General features: G+C 68.2%; 16 protein-coding genes and 1 tRNA gene. 7 read left to right on the forward strand and 10 right to left on the reverse strand.

The window, feature by feature from the left end:
* Positions 1-14: 14 nt before the first annotated feature.
* Positions 15-1226: a threonine synthase gene (locus tag EAO78_RS10325; RefSeq protein WP_203227867.1), complete on the reverse strand. Its 1212-nt coding sequence runs from the start codon at positions 1224-1226 to the stop codon at positions 15-17.
* Positions 1227-1533: 307 nt separating this feature from the next.
* Entirely contained in the window at positions 1534-3186 is a 1653-nt protein-coding gene (locus EAO78_RS10330) for an NADH-quinone oxidoreductase subunit D (protein WP_122105758.1), read from the reverse strand.
* 84 nt (positions 3187-3270) lie between these two features.
* On the opposite strand from EAO78_RS10330, the gene EAO78_RS10335 reads away from it, so the two are divergent.
* Positions 3271-3939 (forward strand): helix-turn-helix domain-containing protein, encoded by a 669-nt coding sequence (locus EAO78_RS10335; RefSeq protein ID WP_122105759.1) that lies wholly within the window; start codon positions 3271-3273, stop codon positions 3937-3939.
* A gap of 53 nt (positions 3940-3992) precedes the next feature.
* On the opposite strand, the gene EAO78_RS10340 is transcribed toward EAO78_RS10335, so the two are convergent.
* The 4 genes from EAO78_RS10340 to EAO78_RS10350 all read right to left on the reverse strand — a co-directional run bounded on the left by EAO78_RS10340 (position 3993) and on the right by EAO78_RS10350 (position 6605).
* Positions 3993-4736 (reverse strand): ThuA domain-containing protein, encoded by a 744-nt coding sequence (locus EAO78_RS10340; protein ID WP_122105760.1) that lies wholly within the window; start codon positions 4734-4736, stop codon positions 3993-3995.
* Positions 4737-4986: 250 nt separating this feature from the next.
* A tRNA-Trp gene (locus EAO78_RS17900) sits at positions 4987-5160 on the reverse strand.
* Between the two features lie 82 nt (positions 5161-5242).
* Positions 5243-5467 carry a DUF5795 family protein gene (locus EAO78_RS10345; protein WP_122105761.1) on the reverse strand — a complete coding sequence of 75 codons (225 nt, stop codon included), beginning with the start codon at positions 5465-5467 and terminating at the stop codon, positions 5243-5245.
* 127 nt (positions 5468-5594) lie between these two features.
* Complete coding sequence (locus EAO78_RS10350; protein ID WP_122105762.1) at positions 5595-6605, reverse strand: DUF5794 domain-containing protein; 1011 nt, start codon at positions 6603-6605, stop codon at positions 5595-5597.
* 545 nt (positions 6606-7150) lie between these two features.
* Between EAO78_RS10350 and guaB the strand changes: the two genes are divergently transcribed.
* The 4 genes from guaB (at position 7151) to EAO78_RS10375 (ending at position 12625) form a co-directional block, all read left to right on the forward strand.
* Entirely contained in the window at positions 7151-8638 is a 1488-nt protein-coding gene (guaB, locus tag EAO78_RS10360; RefSeq protein WP_122105764.1) for an IMP dehydrogenase, read from the forward strand.
* A gap of 90 nt (positions 8639-8728) precedes the next feature.
* Positions 8729-9829 (forward strand): TrmB family transcriptional regulator, encoded by a 1101-nt coding sequence (locus EAO78_RS10365; RefSeq protein WP_122105765.1) that lies wholly within the window; start codon positions 8729-8731, stop codon positions 9827-9829.
* A gap of 150 nt (positions 9830-9979) precedes the next feature.
* Positions 9980-10564 carry a HalX domain-containing protein gene (locus EAO78_RS10370; RefSeq protein WP_122105766.1) on the forward strand — a complete coding sequence of 195 codons (585 nt, stop codon included), beginning with the start codon at positions 9980-9982 and terminating at the stop codon, positions 10562-10564.
* Positions 10565-10633: 69 nt separating this feature from the next.
* Positions 10634-12625 carry a DEAD/DEAH box helicase gene (locus EAO78_RS10375; RefSeq protein WP_122105767.1) on the forward strand — a complete coding sequence of 664 codons (1992 nt, stop codon included), beginning with the start codon at positions 10634-10636 and terminating at the stop codon, positions 12623-12625.
* Positions 12626-12653: 28 nt separating this feature from the next.
* Here EAO78_RS10375 and EAO78_RS10380 read toward each other — a convergent pair whose 3' ends face one another.
* From EAO78_RS10380 to EAO78_RS10390, 3 genes are all read right to left on the reverse strand, one after another.
* The gene (locus EAO78_RS10380) at positions 12654-13721 is read right to left on the reverse strand and encodes a phytoene/squalene synthase family protein (RefSeq protein ID WP_122105768.1); all 1068 of its coding nucleotides are present in this window, start codon (positions 13719-13721) and stop codon (positions 12654-12656) included.
* 131 nt (positions 13722-13852) lie between these two features.
* Positions 13853-15769: a PH domain-containing protein gene (locus EAO78_RS10385; protein ID WP_122105769.1), complete on the reverse strand. Its 1917-nt coding sequence runs from the start codon at positions 15767-15769 to the stop codon at positions 13853-13855.
* The gene (locus EAO78_RS10390) at positions 15766-16230 is read right to left on the reverse strand and encodes a PH domain-containing protein (RefSeq protein WP_122105770.1); all 465 of its coding nucleotides are present in this window, start codon (positions 16228-16230) and stop codon (positions 15766-15768) included. The genes EAO78_RS10385 and EAO78_RS10390 overlap by 4 nt, the downstream gene beginning before the upstream one ends.
* Positions 16231-16435: 205 nt before the next feature.
* Between EAO78_RS10390 and EAO78_RS10395 the strand changes: the two genes are divergently transcribed.
* On the forward strand, positions 16436-17725 hold the full coding sequence (locus EAO78_RS10395) for a Glu/Leu/Phe/Val family dehydrogenase (RefSeq protein WP_122105911.1): 1290 nt from the start codon (positions 16436-16438) through the stop codon (positions 17723-17725).
* Between the two features lie 39 nt (positions 17726-17764).
* On the opposite strand, the gene EAO78_RS10400 is transcribed toward EAO78_RS10395, so the two are convergent.
* A complete protein-coding gene (locus EAO78_RS10400; RefSeq protein ID WP_122105771.1) occupies positions 17765-18718 on the reverse strand; it encodes a cation diffusion facilitator family transporter in 954 nt (317 codons plus the stop codon).
* Positions 18719-18857: 139 nt separating this feature from the next.
* Here EAO78_RS10400 and EAO78_RS10405 point away from each other — a divergent pair, with 139 nt between their 5' ends.
* Entirely contained in the window at positions 18858-20270 is a 1413-nt protein-coding gene (locus tag EAO78_RS10405) for a DUF7289 family protein (RefSeq protein ID WP_122105772.1), read from the forward strand.
* Positions 20271-20319: the final 49 nt, after the last annotated feature.

Genomic DNA, 20319 nt, shown 5'->3' on the forward strand with positions numbered 1-20319 from the left:
GCGGCGGCCGACGGTCACTCCCGCCGTGGCGAGAGCATCGATTCGAGCCGGTCGGACAGGTCCGCTCCGTGGACCGTTTCGGTCGTGACGTCCGTCTCGCCGGTCCCCAACTCCTTGAAGCCCGTCCCGGTCGGAACGAGAACGATCGAGTCCTCGGCGGCAACGCCACCGCGATCCGCGAGGCGCGATACGCCGGCCAGCGTCGTCGCGGACGCCGGTTCGACGCAGAAGCCGCCATCGACGGCGAATCGACGCCGTGCGGCGCGTATCTCGTCGTCGGTGACAGACACGACGACGCCGTCCGTGTCGCGAACCGCGGCGAGCGCACGGGCACCGCTCGGGGGGTCCGGATTTCCGATCGAGTGGGCGATCGTCTCGCCGGTCTCCTCGGGTGACATGGGCGTCGGGTCCGCCGACCCATCCTCGAACGCGCGCGTTATCGGGTCGGCGGCGGCGGTCTGGACGAGGCACAGGCGTGGGGGTTCGTCGATCGCTCCCGCACGCTCGAGCTCCCGAATGCCGAGCCAGACCCCCGAAGCGAAGCCACCGGAACTCGCCGGGAGCGCGATCACGTCGGGTGTCTCGGGGGCGAACGATTCGTAGATCTCGAACAGTGCCGTCTTGTACCCGCTGATACGGGTCGGCGCATCGCTCACGAGGACGCTGATCGGCAGCCGTTCGGACAGCTCAAGCGCGTCCTCGTACAGCGCGCCGTACTCGCCGCGGACCCGTATGATGGTCGGCTCGTACTGGGCGATGAGCTCCAGTCGGACCGGCGATATCCCCTCCGGGACGAACACGATACACTCCCGGTCGAGACTCGCCGCGTGGGCGGCGGTGCTGATCGCCATGTTCCCGTACGAGACCGTGCCGATCACGTCGTCACCCGCGGCGACCGCGTGGGGAATCGCCACGGAACTCCCGCGGTCCTTGTACGAGCCCGTCGGGTTCTCACTCTCGTCTTTGACGAATACCCGGCCGCCGGCGACGTCGTCGAGTCCGGGGGTTCTGACGAGCGGCGTGCCACCCGCCGCCCGTGCGACGCCCTCCGGCCGATCGATCGGTAGCCGGTCCTCGTACCGCCAGATACCGGACGGGATCCGACGATCGTCCCACGTGAACGTCGTCGGTTCCGCGTCGATCCAGAGCGGTTCTCCACAGGCACACCGGACACGGACCTCGTCGTATCGCGTTCCACACCGGTGACAGCTCAACGAGACGGACATGGCGGCTCTGTGACTGCCAGTGAGGTATGCGTTTTCGTTCCGCTCCTGCGTGTTCGAAGCGAGCGAATCCACACAGGGGTGAGGGCTCCGGCGACGTGAACGAGGGTTTATCCCTGGGCGCGGCCGAGACCCACGTGACCGGCCGCCGGTGTGTGATACCGCTGGTCGTCCCGCGTTCGCGTGGGGCGGTCACCTTTCAACGTCCACACCGTAGCGGCGGTCGCTCTACAGCCACCAGCCGACGGCTCGTCGAAGGCATCCCGTCACCTCATCGAGCGGGCTCCCTCAGTCACCCGGCCTCTCTCAGTCACCGATCGACCTCCCCCATGATCGTGTCCAGGCTCCCCAGCGAGGCGATCAAGTCCGGGATCGACTCCCCGTTCGCGATCTCGGGGAGCGCTTGGAGGTTCGAGAACGAGGGGCCACGGATCTTGAAGCGGGCGGGTTTGTCGGTGCCGTCGGCGCGCATGTAGATGCCGAGTTCTCCCTTGGCGGCCTCGACGGCGCGGTAGATCTCGGTGTCGTCGTCGGGACGGAGCGTCCGCGGGACGTTGGCCTGGACGTTCCGCTCCTCCTCGGGCCAGTCCTCGAGCAGGTCGACACACTGCTCGATGATCTTCGCGGACTCCTCGACCTCGCGCATCCGGACGAGCAGCCGGGAGTAGTTGTCACAGCCGTCCTCGGTCACGACGTCCCAGTCCAGCTCGTCGTAGTAGCCGTACGGGTCGTCCCGACGCAGGTCGTAGTCCACGCCCGACCCGCGAAGTACGGGGCCGGTCGCGCCGTACTCCTTGGCGACCTCCGACGGCAGGATCCCCGTGTCGATGGTCCGCATCTGGAGGATCTCGTTTCGAGTCAGGAGGTCGTGGTACTCCTCGAGGCGACGCGGGAGTCCGTCGAGATACGCACGGACGGCCGAGAAGAACTCCTCGCGGGACTCGGGCAGGTCCCAGACGACGCCGCCGAGCCGGAAGTAGTTGAACATCAGCCGCTGGCCCGTCAGGTCCTCCAGCAGGTCCTGAACGCGCTCCCGCTCCTGGATGGCGTACATGAACGTCGCGGTGAAGTCGCCGATCACGTCGAGGGCGTACGCTCCCATCGCCAGCATGTGCGAGAGGATCCGGCTGAACTCGGCGGCCATCGTCCGGACCACCTGCGCGTACTCGGGGACCTCGACGTCGGCGAGGTCCTCCGCCGCGCGCGCGTACGCCCACTCGTTGAGCAGCCCCCCGCCGACCCAGTCCCAGCGGTCGGGGTAGGGCATGATCTGGTGGCGGTAGGTGCCCGACTGGGCCATCTGCTCCTCACACCGATGGATGTAGCCGATGTCCGGCTCCACGTCGATCACGTCCTCCCCGTCGAGGGTGACTTGGAGGTGGAGGACGCCGTGGGTCGCCGGGTGGTGCGGCCCGATGTTGAGCAACATCGTGTCGCTGCCGGTCGCCGTCGTCGATCCCGGCTCCACGGGCTCGTTTTCGGAGAGCGCGACGATCTGCGGCTGGTCCTCGTCGTAGTCCATCGAGAGCGGGTGACCCTGCCACGTCTCGGGAAGGAGGATCCGCCGGAGGTCGGGATGGTCGTCGTACTCGATCCCGATCAGGTCGTACGCCTCCCGCTCGTGCCAGTCGGCCGTGCGGAACACCGCCTCGCCCGACTCCGAGACTGGACGGTCCTTGTCCGCGGGGACGACGACGCTGACCTCCCGGGTCGGGTCGTCGAACGAGCGAAGGTGGTAGATCGACTCGTACCGGTCCTCGTACTCCTGGGCCGTGACACATGCCAAATGGTCGTAGCCCGCCTCCGACTTGAGCGTCGAGAGTGCCTCCCGGACCGCGTCCGGCCGGATCCGAGCTGCGGGGGCGTTCAGATGTGTCTCTCGTGTCGTGACTAGTCCTCGGATCGACGAGAACGGGCCCTCCACGTCGGCTGCTTTCCGTTCGATCGGCGCCTCCGTCGACATGTTCGGACGAACGCGACCCGACGACCCGACGCTTCTGCCGGATCAGGACGGGTGTTTATGCGATGCCCGTCGGCACTGGCCGACATGAAGTACCTCCGAGTCGAACTCCGATACCCTCCGGATCTCAGACATCCCATGCACCGGCTCATCGACGAGTCGGACGCGGTGGATCGGGACGTCCTCCTCCACGGAACGGTCCTCGGCGAGCCGGACGACACGTTCCTGTTCTACGTCGAAGGCGACATCGACGTGTACACCGACGCGCTCCGATCGATCGACCGTATCCGGGAGTTCGGAGTCACCCGGATCGACGAGACGGCCCACTACGTCCTCCTCACACAGCGACGTGACACGGTCGATGACGCGATGTTCGGCCCCCTTCAGCGAACCGGAATCGTCGTCGTCCCGCCGATCGATTTCCGTCCGAACGGGGTCGCCCATCTGACGATCATCGGAACCGGCGGCCCGCTGCGCGACGCGCTCGCGGAACTTCCGGATCGGATCGAGACGACGGTACTCCGGATCGGCGAATACGACTGGCGACAGGACCTCTTCGATCCGGGGCTGACCGACCGACAGTTCGACGCCCTTGCCGCCGCCGTCGAGCTCGGGTACTACGAGTCCCCGCGGGAGACGACCGTCGAGACGGTCGCCGAACGGATCGACGCCGCTCCGAGCACCGCCTCGGAACACCTCCGAAAGGCCGAGTCGGCAGTGATGTCCGCGTTCATCGGGTTGCGCGAGGTGTCGTGAGCGGCCGCGGAGTCGTGCGGTTCGGGCGGCGGGGGCCGACGAGGACGCCGTCGCTAGTGGACCGTTCGATCGTCGCTCGTGTCGACGTCCTCGATCGGGTCGGCGTTGCCGAAGTCGGGGATCGGTCCGTCGCCCGGCGCCGCCCACTCGACGGCGTTCCGGAGCACCTGCCGGACGTCGTCGTCGTAGTAGATCGGGTAGGTCTCGTGTCCCGGCCGGAAGTAGAACACCCGGCCGCTCCCCCGCCGGTAACAGCAGCCGGAGCGGAAGACCTCGCCGCCCGCGAACCAGGAGGTGAACACGAGCGAATCGGGCTGTGGAACGTCGAACCGCTCGCCGTACATCTCGGTCTCCTCGAGCTCGACGTACTCTCCGATCCCGTCCGCGATCGGGTGGCCGGGCTCGACCGTCCACAGCCGCTCGGTCTCGGCGGCCTCGCGCCACTTGAGCGAGCAGCTGGTGCCCATGAGCCGTTTGAACACCTTCGAGTAGTGCGCCGAGTGGAGGACGAGAAGTCCCATCCCATCGAGGACGCGCTCGTGGACGCGCTCCGCGATCTCGTCTCGGACCTCGTCGTGGGCGGCGTGGCCCCACCACGTGAGCACGTCGGTGTCCTCGAGAACTTCCTCCGAGAGGCCGTGCTCCGGACCCTCGTCGAGGGTGGCGGTTCGCACCTCGTGGCCGGCCGCTTCGAACACTTCGGCGAGGACCGCGTGGATCCCGTCGGGGTAGACCTCCGCGACGTCGTCGTTCTCGCGTTCGTGACGGAACTCGTTCCAGACCGTGACGCGTACCATACGAGCGATCCCGGCCGGACGGACTTGTAGGCTCGTATGTCCGGACAGCCGACGAGGTGGCCGTACTCGGTCCCGTCGCTCCGGCTTCGAGTACAGCGAGCCCCCACAGATCTCACACCAGAACTCTCCGGGTCCGTCGGCAGTGAAGGAGCGAGTAACTGAGGCTCACGCGAAAACACCTCCTGAAGCGGAGGTGTTTTTAGTCAAATAGATACCTGTCGGAAGTGATAAGATAGAGTGAAGACCGCTATGGGGCCGGAGGGATTTGAACCCCCGATCGACTGATATCTCCGGTACGCCTCGGAACTCCAGAGGGTCGTCAACGCGAGCGATGATCAGTCGCCCGCTCGGTATATCAGTCTGGAGTGTCGTCCCGGGCGTGGCCTCTGGAGTCAGTCGCCATGCCTGGCTTGGCCACAGCCCCGCGCTTCTGCGAGTGAGGGTTGCCGAAACGCGGATAAAGGGGTTTCGATCCGGAGCGATCGAGGGACGCGACCGTCGTCGAACTACTCCCGGTCGTCGTCGGACCAATCGCACTCCTGGCACTTGTACCCGGTCACGAACTCCGTGACGCTCGGCATGTACCCGACGCTGATGACGTCGCCGCCGCAGTCGGGACACTCGCGGTCGGCGTCGGCGATGTCCTCGGCTTCGAGGATCGACTCTCCTTCGACCAGTTCTGCAAGCGTTTCCGGCGTCACCATCCGACCCTGCACGACGCGATTTGACATACCCGACGTACGCGACGGAGCTACCTAAAACCCGTCAAGCCGGTCCGGCGATCGTGAGGACGATCCGTCGACTCGGGAGGATGGACGAGGTGGGTAACGACGGGTTTTCGGGACGACCGGAACCGCGCTACAGCCACGGCGCGCGGGAGTCGTCCTCGGTGAACGGGCTCGAGGGCTCCTCCCCGTCCCCGTCGTCTCCCGTTGCCGCCACGGCCACGTCGTCATCGACGAAACCGCCGGAGTCGGTCGGCGCGTCCACCGGCCGATCGGTCGGGTCCGGGGTCGCCGGACCGTCGACGTCCGCCCTCGAACCGTCGTCGTCCGTGTCGTCCGGGTCGTCGGCGTCGATCGAGCCGTCTCCGTCGTCGTCTCCGTGGTCGCTCTCGGAGGCTCCGATGCCGTCGGCGTTCGGGTCGTACGCGAACAGCGCGGTGACGCCGAGCACCGCCAACGCGATGGGAGCCTCCGTCTGCATCAGGCCGAACGGCCGCAACAGGATGGGAAGTGCGAGCACGCCGAGCGCGACCGCCGATCCGAACCGGAACCGGTCGATGTCGACGCGACCGCGCAGATGCGGGGACAACAGCGCGACCGAGAGCGCGAAGCCCACCCCGATCGCGGCGGCCGCGGTGCCGTTCACGACGTACTCCATGGACGTCTCGACCGCGAACCCGGCCGGATCGAAGCTCGCGACGAGCCCCAGTCCGATGATGACGGCCGGACTCGGCAGGTACTCGCCGAACTCCGCGCTGGCGGTCTTCGCGGCGATGGACAGGATGACGAGACCGGCGAACCGCTCGAAGATGGCGAGTTCCAGGAACCCGCGGAGAGTCGGCGCGAACGCCGCCTCGATGGCGGCGACCGGCACGATGACCGCACCGATGAGCAGGACCGAGATCACCATCTCCCTGCGAGTTCCGTCCATCTCCGCGAGGATCACGGCGATGGTCGCTGAGCCGCCGAAGATGAGGATCCCGGTTTCGACGACCCCCGCCGCCGATCCGAGCACGCCGGCGACCACGAGCGCCGGAAATATGCCGTCGACGAGCGGCAGCGCCATCACCGTCGCGAGCAGCTTCGTCGCGCCGCCCACCTGCTGCTCCAGGCGGAGCGCGACGGGGTGACGTGAGACGCTCATTCAGGGATGATGCCCGTGACCGTGGGGCACACGGCGGGAAGCGGACGACCTCCGATGACCGATCCGGTCATCGGAGTCGGAGCCGACCGGGGTCCGACGAGTCCGTGTAAAGGTGGTGTGCGTATTGCCGGGTGTAAAGGGGGCGCCGAGTTCGATCGTCGGCTGACCGGCGATACGCACGTTCACGGGACTGTCGGAGTCCATACCCGTATTACGTGTTGCGCGTGGGTTAAACGTTGTGTGAGGAGTGATCGCACGACTCGGCCGTTTCGAAATCCGCATTTATATATAATGGTGAAGATGTTCAGGTTCTATCGCGTATCTTCCGAGGATCCATCGGTAAACGAATATCACGAGAAACGATCCAGATATCGATGGTTTCCGGGCGTCGACCCCGCCGTGTCCGGAGCAGTCGGACGTGCGCATCACGACCCGCCGATCCGATTCATCCATGATCCTGATCAACCGGGCGGGGTCGGATGTGAATTCCCGGCACATCCGTGCTGACTCGCAACGTTTTTGATTCCGCTCTCACGACGGTTTACATGGCGACAGATTCCGACCGGTTCTCGGCGAAACTCGACGTCCCGGAAGCGCTGACGTTCGATGACGTACTGCTCCGTCCGATGGAGAGTCGCGTCGAACCCGACGACGCGGACCTCTCCTCCCGCGTCTCGAGAAACGTCGAACTCAACGTTCCCGTCCTCTCGGCGGCGATGGACACGGTCACCGAGAGCGACCTCGCCATCGCGATGGCCCGCGAGGGCGGTCTCGGCGTCCTCCACCGTAACATGACCGTCGAGGAGACCGCCGCGGAGGTCGAGCGGATCAAACGCGCCCACGAGCTCGTCATCCGTCGCGAGAACGTGGTCACGGTCTCGCCGGACGACACGGTCCGTGAGGCCGACCGGCTGATGGAACGCGAGGGAGTCTCCGGCGCGCCGGTCGTCGACGACGACGACGTCGTCCTCGGCATCATCTCCGGAACCGACATCCGCCCGTACCTCGAGGTCGGCGAGGAGGACGCGGTTCGCGAGGCGATGACCGACGAGGTGATCACCGCCCCCGAGTCGGTCGACGCCCGGGAGGCGCTCGAGCTGATGTACGACCACAAGATCGAGCGGGTCCCGGTCGTCGACGACGACGACCACCTTGTGGGGCTCGTGACGATGCAGGGCGTGCTACAGCGGCGCGAGCACGAACAGGCCGCCCGCGACGAGGACGGTCGCCTGCTCGCCGGCGTGGCCGTGGGCCCCTTCGAGGAGGAGCGCGCCGTCGCCGCCGACGAGGCGGACGCCGACGTGCTCTTCATCGACTGTGCGCACGCGCACAACCTCAACGTCCTCGAGTCCGCCGAGGCGATAAAGGAGACCGTCGACGCCGACGTCGTCGTCGGAAACGTCGGCACGCGGGAGGCCGCCGAGGCGGCCGTCGGCTTCGCGGACGGGCTCAAGGTCGGGATCGGGCCGGGGTCGATCTGTACCACTCGGGTCGTCAGCGGCGCGGGAATGCCGCAGATCACCGCGGTCTCCGAGGTCGCGGACGTCGCCGCCGAACGCGACGTTCCGGTCATCGCCGACGGCGGGATCCGCTACTCCGGCGACGCGATCAAGGCGATCGCCGCCGGAGCCGACGCGGTCATGCTCGGCTCGTACTTCGCCGGCACCGAGGAGGCGCCCGGCCGCGTCATCACGATGCAGGGGAAGAAGTACAAACAGTACCGCGGGATGGGATCCGTGGGCGCGATGAAGTCCGGCGGCGGCGACCGCTACCTCAAGGACGACGACGGCGACGAGGAGTTCGTCCCCGAGGGCGTCGAGGCCGCGACCCCGTACAAGGGCACGCTCGCCTCCGAGCTCCACCAGCTCACCGGCGGCATGCGCTCCGGGATGGGGTACGTCGGGGCGAACACGATCCCGGAAGTCCACGAGACCGCCCGGTTCGTCCGCGTCTCCAGTGCGGGCCAGACCGAGGGCCACCCGCACGACGTGATGATCACCGACGAGGCGCCGAACTACAGTCCCCAGGAGTGATCGCTCCGCGGAGCGTGTGGTCTCCACTCGTACGCGTGTGATCGTCTCTCACGCGTTGGACTTAATGCGTGCGTACCTGTGTACGGAGACATGGACGCATCCGAGCTGTGCCGGGTGTTGCGCGACGCCGGCCTCTCGAAATACCAATCGCAGGCGTACACCGCGCTGCTCCGGCTCGGTACGGCGAGCGCGACCGAGCTCGCGGACGAGAGCGGCGTCCCCGCCGCGCGGATCTACGACGTCCTCCGGGACCTCGAGGAGAAGGGATACGTCGAGACGTACGACGGCGACACGCTACGGGCCCGCGCGTCGGAGCCGGACACCGTCCTCTCGGAGCTGAGACGTCGTTCGGAGGAACTCTCGGAGGCGGCCGACGAGATCGAGACGCGGTGGGAGGCCCCCTCCTTGGAGCACCACCGCGTCGACATCGTCACTCGGTTCGACACGGTGTTCGAACACGCACGCGAGGTCATCGCCGAGGCCGAAACGGAGGTACAGGTCGCGGTGACCCCGGAGAATTTCGACGACCTTCGGGAGTCGTTGTCGACCGCTCACGACAACGGAGCGATAGTGAAAGCGTCGATCCACACCGCGGACGGGAACGAGGCGGTCCCGACGGAGTACGAGGGGGTCGCGACCGAGGTCCGCCATCGAACGCTTCCGACGCCGTTCGTCGCCATCGTGGACCGGACCGTCACGTGTTTCGCGCCGCACCGACGGTCGGTGAACGAGTACGGCGTGCTCGTCCGCGACTTCTCTCTGACGTACGTCTTCCGTTGGTACTTCGACACCAGCCTCTGGGAGGTGTGGGACCTCGTCTACGACGGACGACCCGAGGATCCGCCCCTCGTGTACGCCAACCTCCGTCGGTTCGTCCGCGACATCGAGCCGCTCTTCGCGGAGGGTGCCGACGTTCACGTCACCGTCGAGGGATCGAAGATCGATTCGGGCGATCCCGTCACCGTCTCCGGGACGGTCACCGACGTCGTGTACGCCGGCGAGCCGCGGGAGGACGGCGAGATCCCGATCGGACAGCTCGCCGGGCAGGTGACCGTCGAGGTGGCAGCCGACGATCGGCGATGGACCGTCGGCGGCTGGGGAGCGGTCGTCGAGGACATCGAGGCGAGACGCATCACCGTGACGGGATACGACGGTCCGGAGGAGGCGATACCGGGAGGCGTCGACGCGTGACCGTGACGGCACGTCCGGACGCCTCGATCCGTCGCTCGACCTCCCACGCCCGCGGCACTCGCGTCCCTCGGTCGGGATCGAAGAGGTATTTTAATATAGTCCGCGCAGAGACGAAACGTGTGAGCGAACTCGTCGTCGCTCGGGTGACCCATGAGTGAACAACCGCCGCTCGTCCTCGTCGTCGAGGACGAACCCGACCTGGCAGACTTGTACGCCGCCTGGCTCGGCGACGAGTACCGGGTTCGGACGGCGTACGGCGGCCACGAGGCACTCGAAACCATCGACGAACTCGATGACGACGTCGACGCGATCCTGCTCGACCGGCGAATGCCCGGACTCTCCGGCGACGAGGTCCTCGCCGCGGTCCGGGAACGCGGGATCGACTGTCGCGTCGCGATGGTGACCGCCGTCGAGCCCGACTTCGACATCCTCGAGATGGGCTTCGACGACTACCTCGTCAAACCCGTCGCCAGCGACACCCTCCGGGACACCGTCGAGGGACTCCTCCGGCGTGGGGAGTACGACGCCGGCGTCCAGGACCTCTTCGCGTTGACCTCGAAGAAGGCGATGCTCGAGGCCGAAAAGAGCGCCAGCGAACTCGCCGATAACGAGGAGTACCAGGAGCTGGCGGCTCGGATCGAGGAGATCCGCGAGGACGTCGACCGCTCGCTCGAGGCGATCACGGAGAAGGACGACTTCGAGGGCCTATTCAGGGAGTTCGACACCGAGGACTGAGCCATCCGAACGCTTCACTACCGGTCTCCGGACACTATTTAAATACGATCGCGGCGAACCCACGTTCGGATGCGCGTCCGTTCCCTGCCGCTTCCCGAGCGGTTCGTCGATCACTTCGCAGGCCGGGGGATCCGTGAGTTGTACCCGCCACAGGTCGCCGCGGTCGAGGCCGGCGTCTGTGACGGCGCGAACGTCGTCGCGGCGGTCCCCACCGCGTCGGGGAAGACCTTCATCGCCCAGTCGGCACTCCTGACCGCCGGCGGACCGGGACTGTACGTCTGTCCGCTCCGCGCGCTCGCCCGCGAGAAGTACGAGACGTTCGCGGCGTTGCCCGGCGTCGACGTGGCGATATCGACGGGCGACTTCGACGCGACGGGCGAGGACCTCGCGGGCCACGACGTGGTGGTCGCGACGAGCGAGAAGGTCGACTCCGCGATCCGCAACGGCGCGGAGTGGGTCGACGACCTGGCGTGCGTCGTCGTCGACGAGGTCCACCTGCTCGGCGCGGAGCGGCGCGGCCCGACCCTAGAGGTGACGCTCGCGACGCTTCGACGGCGAAATCCGGCGATCCAGGTCGTCGCGCTCTCGGCGACCGTCGCCAACCCCGAGGAGATCGCCGACTGGCTCGACGCGACCCTCGTGGAGTCTGAGTGGCGGCCGGTCGACCTCCGCACTGGCGTCTGCGTCGACGGCGAGATACGGTTCGACGACGGTACCGAACGCCACGTCGAGGTCGGCGGCTCGGCCGCCGAATCCGTCGCTGATGGAGGCGATGGGGTCGTCGAGGACACGACCCCGGAGGACGGCCCCGACGCGACGGACCTCACGGCCGCGCTCGTCGCGGACGCGGTCGCGGAGGGCGGCCAGTGTCTGGCGTTCGTCCGCTCGCGGGCGGAGGCCGCGACGCTCGCCGAGCGGCTCGCCGAGGACGACCTCGCGGAGCGGATGGGGATCGGTCCCGATGCGGCCGCCGTCGGCGACGACGTGGCCGACATCGACGGAACGGTGACGGGACGGGAGCTCGCGGCGTGTCTCCGGGCGGGCGTCGCGTTCCACCACGCGGGGCTCCGCGCGGATCACCGCGCCGCCGTCGAGGCGGCGTTTCGCGACCGCGAGATCGCGTGTATCTGTGCGACGCCGACGCTCGCGGCGGGCGTGAACGTTCCGGCGCGCCGCGTGGTCGTGCGCGACCAGAAGCGATACACCGGGTCGTCGATGGAGTGGCTGCCGACGCTCGAGGTCCACCAGATGTGTGGCCGGGCGGGTCGGCCGGGACTCGACCCGCACGGCGAGGCGGTCCTCGTCGGCGAGGCGTCGACCCGCGAGGAGCTGGTGGAGCGATACGTGGAGGGAGATCCCGAGGCCGTCGAGTCGAAGCTCGCCGACCCGGCGTCGCTCCGGACCCACGTGCTCTCGGCGATCGCGACCGGCTTCGCGGAGACGGAAGCGGAGATCCTCGACGTGTTCGACGGGACGTTCTACGCCCGTGAGACGGGCGCGGGCGGGCTGGCCGACGCGGTCGCCGTCGCGGTCGACGACCTCGTCGACGCGGGGATGGTCCGGCGGCGAGGGGACGCGGAGACCTACCGGATCGACGCCACGCCCGTCGGCGAGACGACCTCGAAACAGTACGTTCGTCCGGAGACCGGCGCACGGATCGTCAAGGGGCTCCGGACCGCGGCCGGGATGGAGCACGCCACGACGCTCACCGTCTTCGAGACCATCTGTGACACGCCGGACATGCAGGACACGTACCTCGGGAACCGCGAGCGCGCGGAGATGTACCGGTTCGCCCGGGCGAACGCCGCGCGGTTGACGACCGGAATGAACGAGCCGGAGGACTTCGAGGGATGGCTTGAGTCGGTGAAGACCGCGCGGATCCTCGAGGAGTGGATCCGCGGTGCGACCGTCGAGGAACTGGTGGAAGCGTATCGGATCGGCCCCGGGGACCTCGATTCGCGAGTCGAGCGCGCGGAGTGGCTGTTGAGCGCGGCGGAGGCGCTCGCGGACACGGTCGGGATCTCCGTGGCAGCGGTGACGCGGGCGCGAAGCCGGGTCTGAACGGGAGAACGGTGAACGACCGAACGGGTCAGTCGGCGGGCTCGACGGCTCGGTGGTACGGGGTGTTCGCGATCGTCTCTCTGAGGTCCGCGAGCGAGTCGCGGCCGGCCTCGCCGGCGACGGCCATCACCGCGAACACCTCCTGTCTGGACACCTTCACGCCGGTCTCGGTCAGCGCGTCCTCCGGACGGGATCGGAGCTCCCGGAGCGTTCCGACCGCGAGCAGGTACGGGACGGTCCACGCCTCCATCGTGTTACCGTGTGAAAGCGGCATGGTCTCGAGGTACGCCTGCGCGTCGTCGAGGAACGACCGGGCGTATTCGGCGGTGCGGTCGACGACGCGGGCGGACGACTCGCGGTTCTCGGGGTCGATCACCGCCTCCTGGTCGACGCCCTCGTCCTCGAGCCACTGCGCGGGGAGGTAGACGTTGTTCTCCTCGGTGAAGTCGTCGTAGACGTCCTTCGAGACGTTCACGAGCTGTAAGAGGAGCCCGAACTCCTCGGCGGTCTCCCGGAGCCGTCGTGCGCGCGCCTCGCCGACCTCGCCGCGCGTGAGGAGGTTCGTGATGAGGTTTCCGACCGTGCCGGCGGCGTAGTAGCAGTACTGTTCGAGCTCGTCGCGGTCGTCGATCCGGAGCCCTCCCTCCTCGGCGTGGCGGTCGACGAACATCGCCATCCCGTCGACCATCTCCAGGACGGGCGGGACGATCGCCGCGCGCGCCTCGGGTTCCAAGTCCTCGAAGGTCGCCACGATCGTCGGCGACTCGGCGACGACCTCCCAGTCCTCGTTTCGATCCTCGGGGGCCGGGAGCCACTCGTCGACCGCCAACCGGAAGTCCCCGATCTCCGTCTCCTCGTCCGGGTCGATCGCCTCCCGGTAGGTCTCGAGGACCGCGGTCTGTCTCTCCGGCGGGATGTGGCCCGCGTCCTCGACGGTGTCGGCGACCCGACAGAGGAGGTAGCCGAGACAGATCTGTGAGGCCATCGGCTCCTCCAACACGTCCACGGTCAACGCGAAGGTACGGGACACGCCTTGAACCGCCTCGTGACACCACTCGAGGTCGGGATCCGCCGTGTCGTGTTCTCGTCCGCTCATTCAGTTACCCGATCTTACGGCACGACCCATAAAAAAGCCTCGCGGGACACGTCTCGAGAAGCGGACGGAGCGGAGTCGCGGTCGACGGCCGAGGCGGAGAACGCCTTCAGCCGCCGAAGTCGGCGTTCCTCTCAGTACTTCGAGTTGTCGGTCACGTCGTCCCGGGGGGGATCGTTCGGGTCGCCGCCGCTCTTCTCCGGATCTCCGTTGTTGTCGTCCCTGTCGCCACCGGCGTCCGGGTCGTCGCTGGCGTCCCTCTCCGTCTCGGGTCGGTGGGCCACGTCCGCGTCCGAGGGGAACCGGTCGACGGCGTACTCGCCGGTGTCGACGCGCTCGGCGGGTTCGGAGTAATCGCGCTCCGACGTCGAGAAGTCGGGGCGGACGACGCCGTCGTCGGGGACATCGAGGTCCTCGTCGAGGTCCTGATGGTCGTCGGGTTCGGGATCCCCGTCGGGTTCGGGATCCTCGTCAGGTTCGAGATTCCCGGAGGCGTCGGGTCCATCGGCGACGCGATCCGAGCCGTCGGGAGCGGCGTCGCCGTCGGGCTTCGCGTCCGTCTCGCCTCCCGCGGCGGGTTTCCCCTCGACCCACTCGAAGGACGCCGCCGGCTCTCGACGGTCGCGAAGCGCCCGCTGGAGCCGCTCGCCGAGTTCCGCCCGGAGATCGGCAGCCTCGTCGATGTCGAAGTCGACCGCCGCGGCGTCGCTTCCGACGAGCGAACTGGTCCCGGCGGTGTCGGCGACCACGGTCGCCACGCCCCACCGTCGCTGGAAGACGGACCGGCTGTCGATCACGTTCTGGATCCGGTAGTACGGAACCACCCGCACGCTGCGGCTCCAGAACCCGTTTCGAGTCACGAGGTGGTTCTCGCCGAGCCAGTAGCCGCGGTGTTTCCACTTCAGGTGTGCCGCCGCCGGGACCGCGAGAAGCAGCGCAGCCGGCGCGTACCACGGAACGTCGGCCGCGACGTACCAGTCGACCGCGAAGGCGACGCCGACCAGGAGGGCGACGACGAGGGCGTACCGGACCGCGTACCGCCAGCGGATCCGTCGCGGCGGCCGCCGGAACGACGGCGTGCCGAACGACTCGATCTCGTGTGCGAGCTCGTACACGCGACCGGCCTTCGCGATGGGGATAGCCGCCTCGCTTCCGTACTCGCCGCCCTGTCCGGGCGCGTAGCCGGCGGTCTCGATCGAGAGGGTCGCGTACCCGAGCGCGCGCTTCGCGGGGTTGTCCGAGACGGTCAACGTCTGGACCTTCTCGGTCGGGATCGAGCCGCTGTACCGGCGGAACAGCCCGCGTTCGTACCGGAGCTCGTCGCCGGCACGGGAGAGCCGGAAGCCGTAGTAGTTCGAAAAGGACACCGCCGCGCCGATCGCCCAGGAGACGAGGAACAGCGCCCCGGCGGCGACGACCGCCGCCGCGCTGAGCGCCAGCGCCGAGGTCTCCGGGAGGTATCCGGACAACACGGGAACGGACCCCGATCCCGCGAACGCGAGGAGCCCGATGAGCCGGCCGTCGAACGATAACGCCCCGACCAGGGCGAGTTCGCGCGGCGAGATGGCGAACAGGTCCTCCTCGACGGGTCCCGTCGGGTCGCCGGCCGAGTCGCTTTCGTCCGAGTCCGCGGACTTCCGCCGCTGGACCTCGCGCTGGAGTCGCGTGGCCTCCTCGGGAGTCACGAACCGGATCGACCCCTCGGTGCTCGATCCGCCCGCGGTCTCCAGGTCGACGGCGGCGACGCCGATCGCTCGCTGGATCACGCTTCGGCTCACGTCGACGTTCTGTATCCGGCGGTAGGGGATCTCCCGCTCGCGTCGCGAGATCACGCCCGACCGGATGTCGAGGGTGTCCTCGGTGAGTTCGTACTCGAACCGTCGGTAGTACGCGATCTCGTACCCGCCGGCGACGAGGAGGACCGCGCCCACGGCGCCGGCGGCCGCCGGGAACCCCCATCCGCTATCGTTCACGACGAAGAAGAGGACGACGACGACCCCGGCCACCTTCTGGAGCGCGCGGTACGGGACCGACTGGGGCGCGAGTTTCACACCGCGTCCTCCCCGTCGGCGCGGATCGCCAGTCGCTTCAACTCCTCGCGGAGGTCGCTCGCCCCGTCGGGCGTCAGCCCGGGGATGCGGACGTCGGCCCCACGGGAACCGGCGGTGTACACCACACACGAGGCCAGCCCGACGCCCCGCTCGACGGGGCCGCGTCGGGAGTCCACGTGCTGGATGCGGACGAGCGGGACCGTCGTCCTGACCTGCGTGATCACGCCGCGGTCGAGGTAGAGCGCGTCCTCGCGGATCTCGTAGCTCCACCGTCGGTAGCGGAGGACCGCGTGGACGACGCCGAGAGCGACGAGGACTCCCCCTGCGGCGACCGGAGCCCACTCCGGGAGGTAGCCGAAGTAGTACCCGCCGGCGACGGGGGCGGTGAGTATCGCGGCGGCGAGGACGGCGCGAAGGATCCAGACGATCCGTACGCGCGGATGGAGTCGCTGGGTCGTCATCGGCCGTCCTCCGTCGCGTGTCGAGGGCTCATGGCCCACCGTTGTCGACGGCCACTTATAAGATCCGGCGGAACGGGCGACCCGCCGTGTCGCCCCGGCCGTGTTCGTTCGGCCCCTCGTCTCGATCCCGTCCCATGCGTGTTATTTACACGCCCTCGCAATATTTGCGAAAGGAATATAATCGATCATGGAGGACTCCTCGATGATGGCCGACGATCCGTTCGAGAACATGCTTGCACAGATGGACCGCGCCGAGGAGTACGCGGACGTCGACCACGGCGTCTTCGAGCGGCTCAAACACCCCGAGCGGACGCTGAAGGTCACGCTCCCCGTTGAGTTGGAGTCGGGCGAGGTGGAGGTGTTCGAGGGGTTCCGGTGTCAGTTCGACGGCGCGCGCGGGCCGTTCAAGGGCGGCGTCCGGTATCACCCGACGGTCTCCCAGCGCGAGGTCGAGGCGCTCGCGGGATGGATGACCTGGAAGGCCGCACTCGTCGACCTCCCGTACGGCGGCGCGAAGGGCGGCGTCATCTGCGAGCCGAAGGACCTCACGGAGCGTGACCTCGAACGGCTCACCCGGCGCTACACGGAGGGCATCCGCCGCATGATCGGCCCCGACATCGACGTGCCCGCGCCGGACATGAACACGAACCCGCAGACGATGGCGTGGATGATGGACACCTACTCGATGTACGAGGGGTACACGGTCCCCAAGGTCGTCACCGGGAAGCCGCTGGAGATCGGCGGGACGCCGGGGCGCGTCGAGGCGACGGGCCGCGGCGTCTCGATCATCACCGAGAAGCTCTTCGAGTACCTCGAGCGGGACCTGACCGACGCGAGCATCGCCATCCAGGGCTTCGGGAACGTCGGCTCGAACGCGGCCCGCCTGCTGGACGACGCGGGCGCGCGGATCGTCGCGACCTCCGACGTGACCGGCGCCGCCTACGACCCCGACGGGCTCGACGTGGGCGCGCTGGGCGCACACGTGGAGGCCGGCGGCATGATCGAGGAGTACACCGCCGGCGACGTCCGCGGAACGGGGGCCGGTTCCGCCGGGGACGACGCCGACCTCGTCTCGAACGCGGAGCTGCTGGCGCTCGACGTCGACGTGCTCATTCCCGCGGCCATCGAGGGCGTGATCACCGCCGACAACGTCGACGACCTCTGCGCGAGCGCGATCGTCGAGGCCGCCAACGGCCCGACGACCGTTGCGGCCGACGAGACGCTCACCCAGCGTGACGTTCCCGTGGTACCGGACATCCTCGCGAACGCCGGCGGGATCATCGTCTCGTATCTCGAGTGGGTCCAGAACTCCCAGGAGTTCTCCTGGCCGCTCGAGACCGTAAACGTCGAGCTCGAGCGCCGCATCGGCTCCGCGTTCGACGAGACCATCGAGCGCTACGACGAGGGGGAAGTCCCCGACCTCCGGACCGCCGCGTACACCCTCGCGCTCGAGCGCACCGCCAGCGCCCACGAGTACCGCGGACTGTTCCCGTAGCGGTCGGCCCTACTCTCCGGCCCGAACCGCGTCCCGTTCTCACTCGCTCCCGACCGGACCTGCGGCGTCCTGGTCGGTGTCCGAGCCGCCGTCGTCCGCGTCCTTCCACTCGCCGACGCCGGAGGGGTCGAGGTGGACGTGGACGTCCCCGACGTCCGCCAGCCCGCGAAGCCGCGTGACGAGTTCCGTCTCGATGTCGTGCGCCCGCCGGAGCGTCATCTCGCCGTCGACCTCGACGTGGACCTCCACCTCCAGGTCGGTCCCGTCGTAGAACACGCGGAGGTCGTGAACCCCGACGACTTCGGGATGCTCGCGGAGTGCCTCGGTGATCCGCTCGCGGTCGCCCGACGGCGGGGCCGCGCCGACGAGATACGTGACGTTCTCGCGGCCGATGTCGACGCCCTGGTAGACGACGAGCAGGCTCACGACCGCGCCCGCGATCGGGTCCAGGATCGGAACGTCGAGGAACACGCCGAACACGCCGATCACCGCGGCGACGGTGGTGTAGATGTCGTTGAGACAGTCGACCGCGAGCGCCGAGAGCGCTGTCGACCCCAGGTCCGCGTTCACCCGCATCGTGTACCAGTAGAGGACGTACATGTCGACCAGCGCGAACGCCAGGGCGGCGAGCAGCAGCCGGCTGAACCGCACGTCGGTCCCGAACCGGATCCCCTCGATCGAACTCCACAGCAGGTTGAGCCCGAGGAGGGCGACCACCGCGCCGACGAAGAGCGCGGTTAGCGGCTCGATCCGCTGGTGGCCGTGCGGGTGTTCCGCGTCGGCGGCGTCGTAGCGGGCCCCGCCCCAGACGAACACCACGCCGCTCGCGACGAGGTCGGCGACGGAGTGGGCCGCGTCGGCGACGAGCGCGACGCTGCCGAACGCGAACCCCGCAGCCCCCTCGACGAGGATCTTCGCGGCGTTGCCGAGGACGTTCACCCCGGCGGCCCGCCTGAATCGTCGCTTCTCGTCGCCGACCGGGGGAGCCGTCATATCGGTGTCTCGCTCGCCATCGGTGTTAAGTGGTGCGCCCCGGCGCGAAGCCGACGGCGTGCCGGGATCCGAGTCGATCCGCTATCAGATCCGATATCCGGGGGTCGACGTTTAACCGTCCGGGGCGCCGAGGGCCGGCATGTACCGCAGCGAGCGCGCCCAGAGCGAGGTCCTCGGGACCGTGCTCCTTCTGGGGATCACCATCGCCGCCGTGACGGTCACGGTGGCGACGGGGAGCGCGGCGCTCGCGGCCGTCACCGACGAGGCGCAGACGGCGGGCGTCGAGAACGGGATGTCCCAGTTCACCTCCCAAGCCAGCCTCGTCGCCCTCGGCGAGACGGACGCCAAGCGGTTCGACCTGGGCTCGGTCGACGGCGGCGACCTCCGGCTGGACGAGGACGCCGGGCACGTCGAGGTCCGGATCGAGGGTGAGAACGGAACCGTGGCCAGAAACAGGTCCAGTCTCGGGACGCTGGTGTACGCCGGCGAGAACCGAGAGATCGCGGTCCAGGGCGGCGGCGTCTGGACGACCGACGGCACCCGCGGGCGGATGGTGTCGCCGCCGGAGTACCACTACCGCGACTCGACGCTCACGTTCCCGATCGTTCAGTTGACCGGCGACGAGACCGCCCCGTCCCGCGGAACCGGCGTCGTTACGAACGCCACCAGCGAGGAGGTCTTCCCGACCGTGTCGAACCCGCTCGAGAACGGGACCGTGGTCGTCGAGGTTCAAAGCGACTACTACGAGGGGTGGTACGACTTCTTCAGTCAGCGGGCGGAGGGCGAGGTCACGAAGGACGACGCGAACCGGACGGCCACCGCGCGGCTCGTCGTCCCGGGTGAGGTCGAGTTGGACAAGCCGCTGTCTCTCGGCAGTTCAGACACGGACACCGACATCCCGCTTCACGAGGACGACTACGAACTCGGCGCGTCCCACCCGTCGCCGTCGCCGATCATCGACGAACGGATCGAGAACGCCTCGACGAACGGCCAGTCGGTCGAGGACTGTTTCGACGGCGGGTCGTGTTCGTCCGGACTCTACTACGCTGACGGCGACACCGCGTTGAACGGGGACGTCGACTTCGACACCACCGGTGGTAACGTGACGATCGCGATCGACGGCGACTTCGACATCGGCGGCAACGACCTCCAGATCACCGACGGAACGGATAACGTGGTCAAATACTACGTCAACGGGAGCGTCGATCTCAACAACCCCACGATCGGAACCGAGGCGTCGACGGTGGACGCGAGGCGAACCCAGTTCTACGTGAACGGCGGGATCGCGGAGAACACCAACGGGATGGGGAACGCGGAGATCGATGCGATCATCTACGCCCCGAACGCGAACGTGGAGGCGAACGGAAACCCGACGCTCAGAGGGGCGTTCGTGTTCGAACGGCTCGACCTCGGCGGCGCGGCCGCAATGGAATACGACGACGAAGACGATAGCCTGAACGACCTCACGCTGACGATCACCGGCGGACCGGGACAGAACCCGATCACCTATCTCCACGTGAGCCGGAACAGGGTCAAGCTACGGTTCGACTGAGAACGGGATCTCGCGGTTCAGTGAGATGACGCCGACCGCGCTCCCCACT

Source organism: Halobellus captivus, assembly GCF_003697845.1.
GTDB classification, from domain to species: Archaea; Halobacteriota; Halobacteria; order Halobacteriales; family Haloferacaceae; genus Halorubrum; species Halorubrum glutamatedens.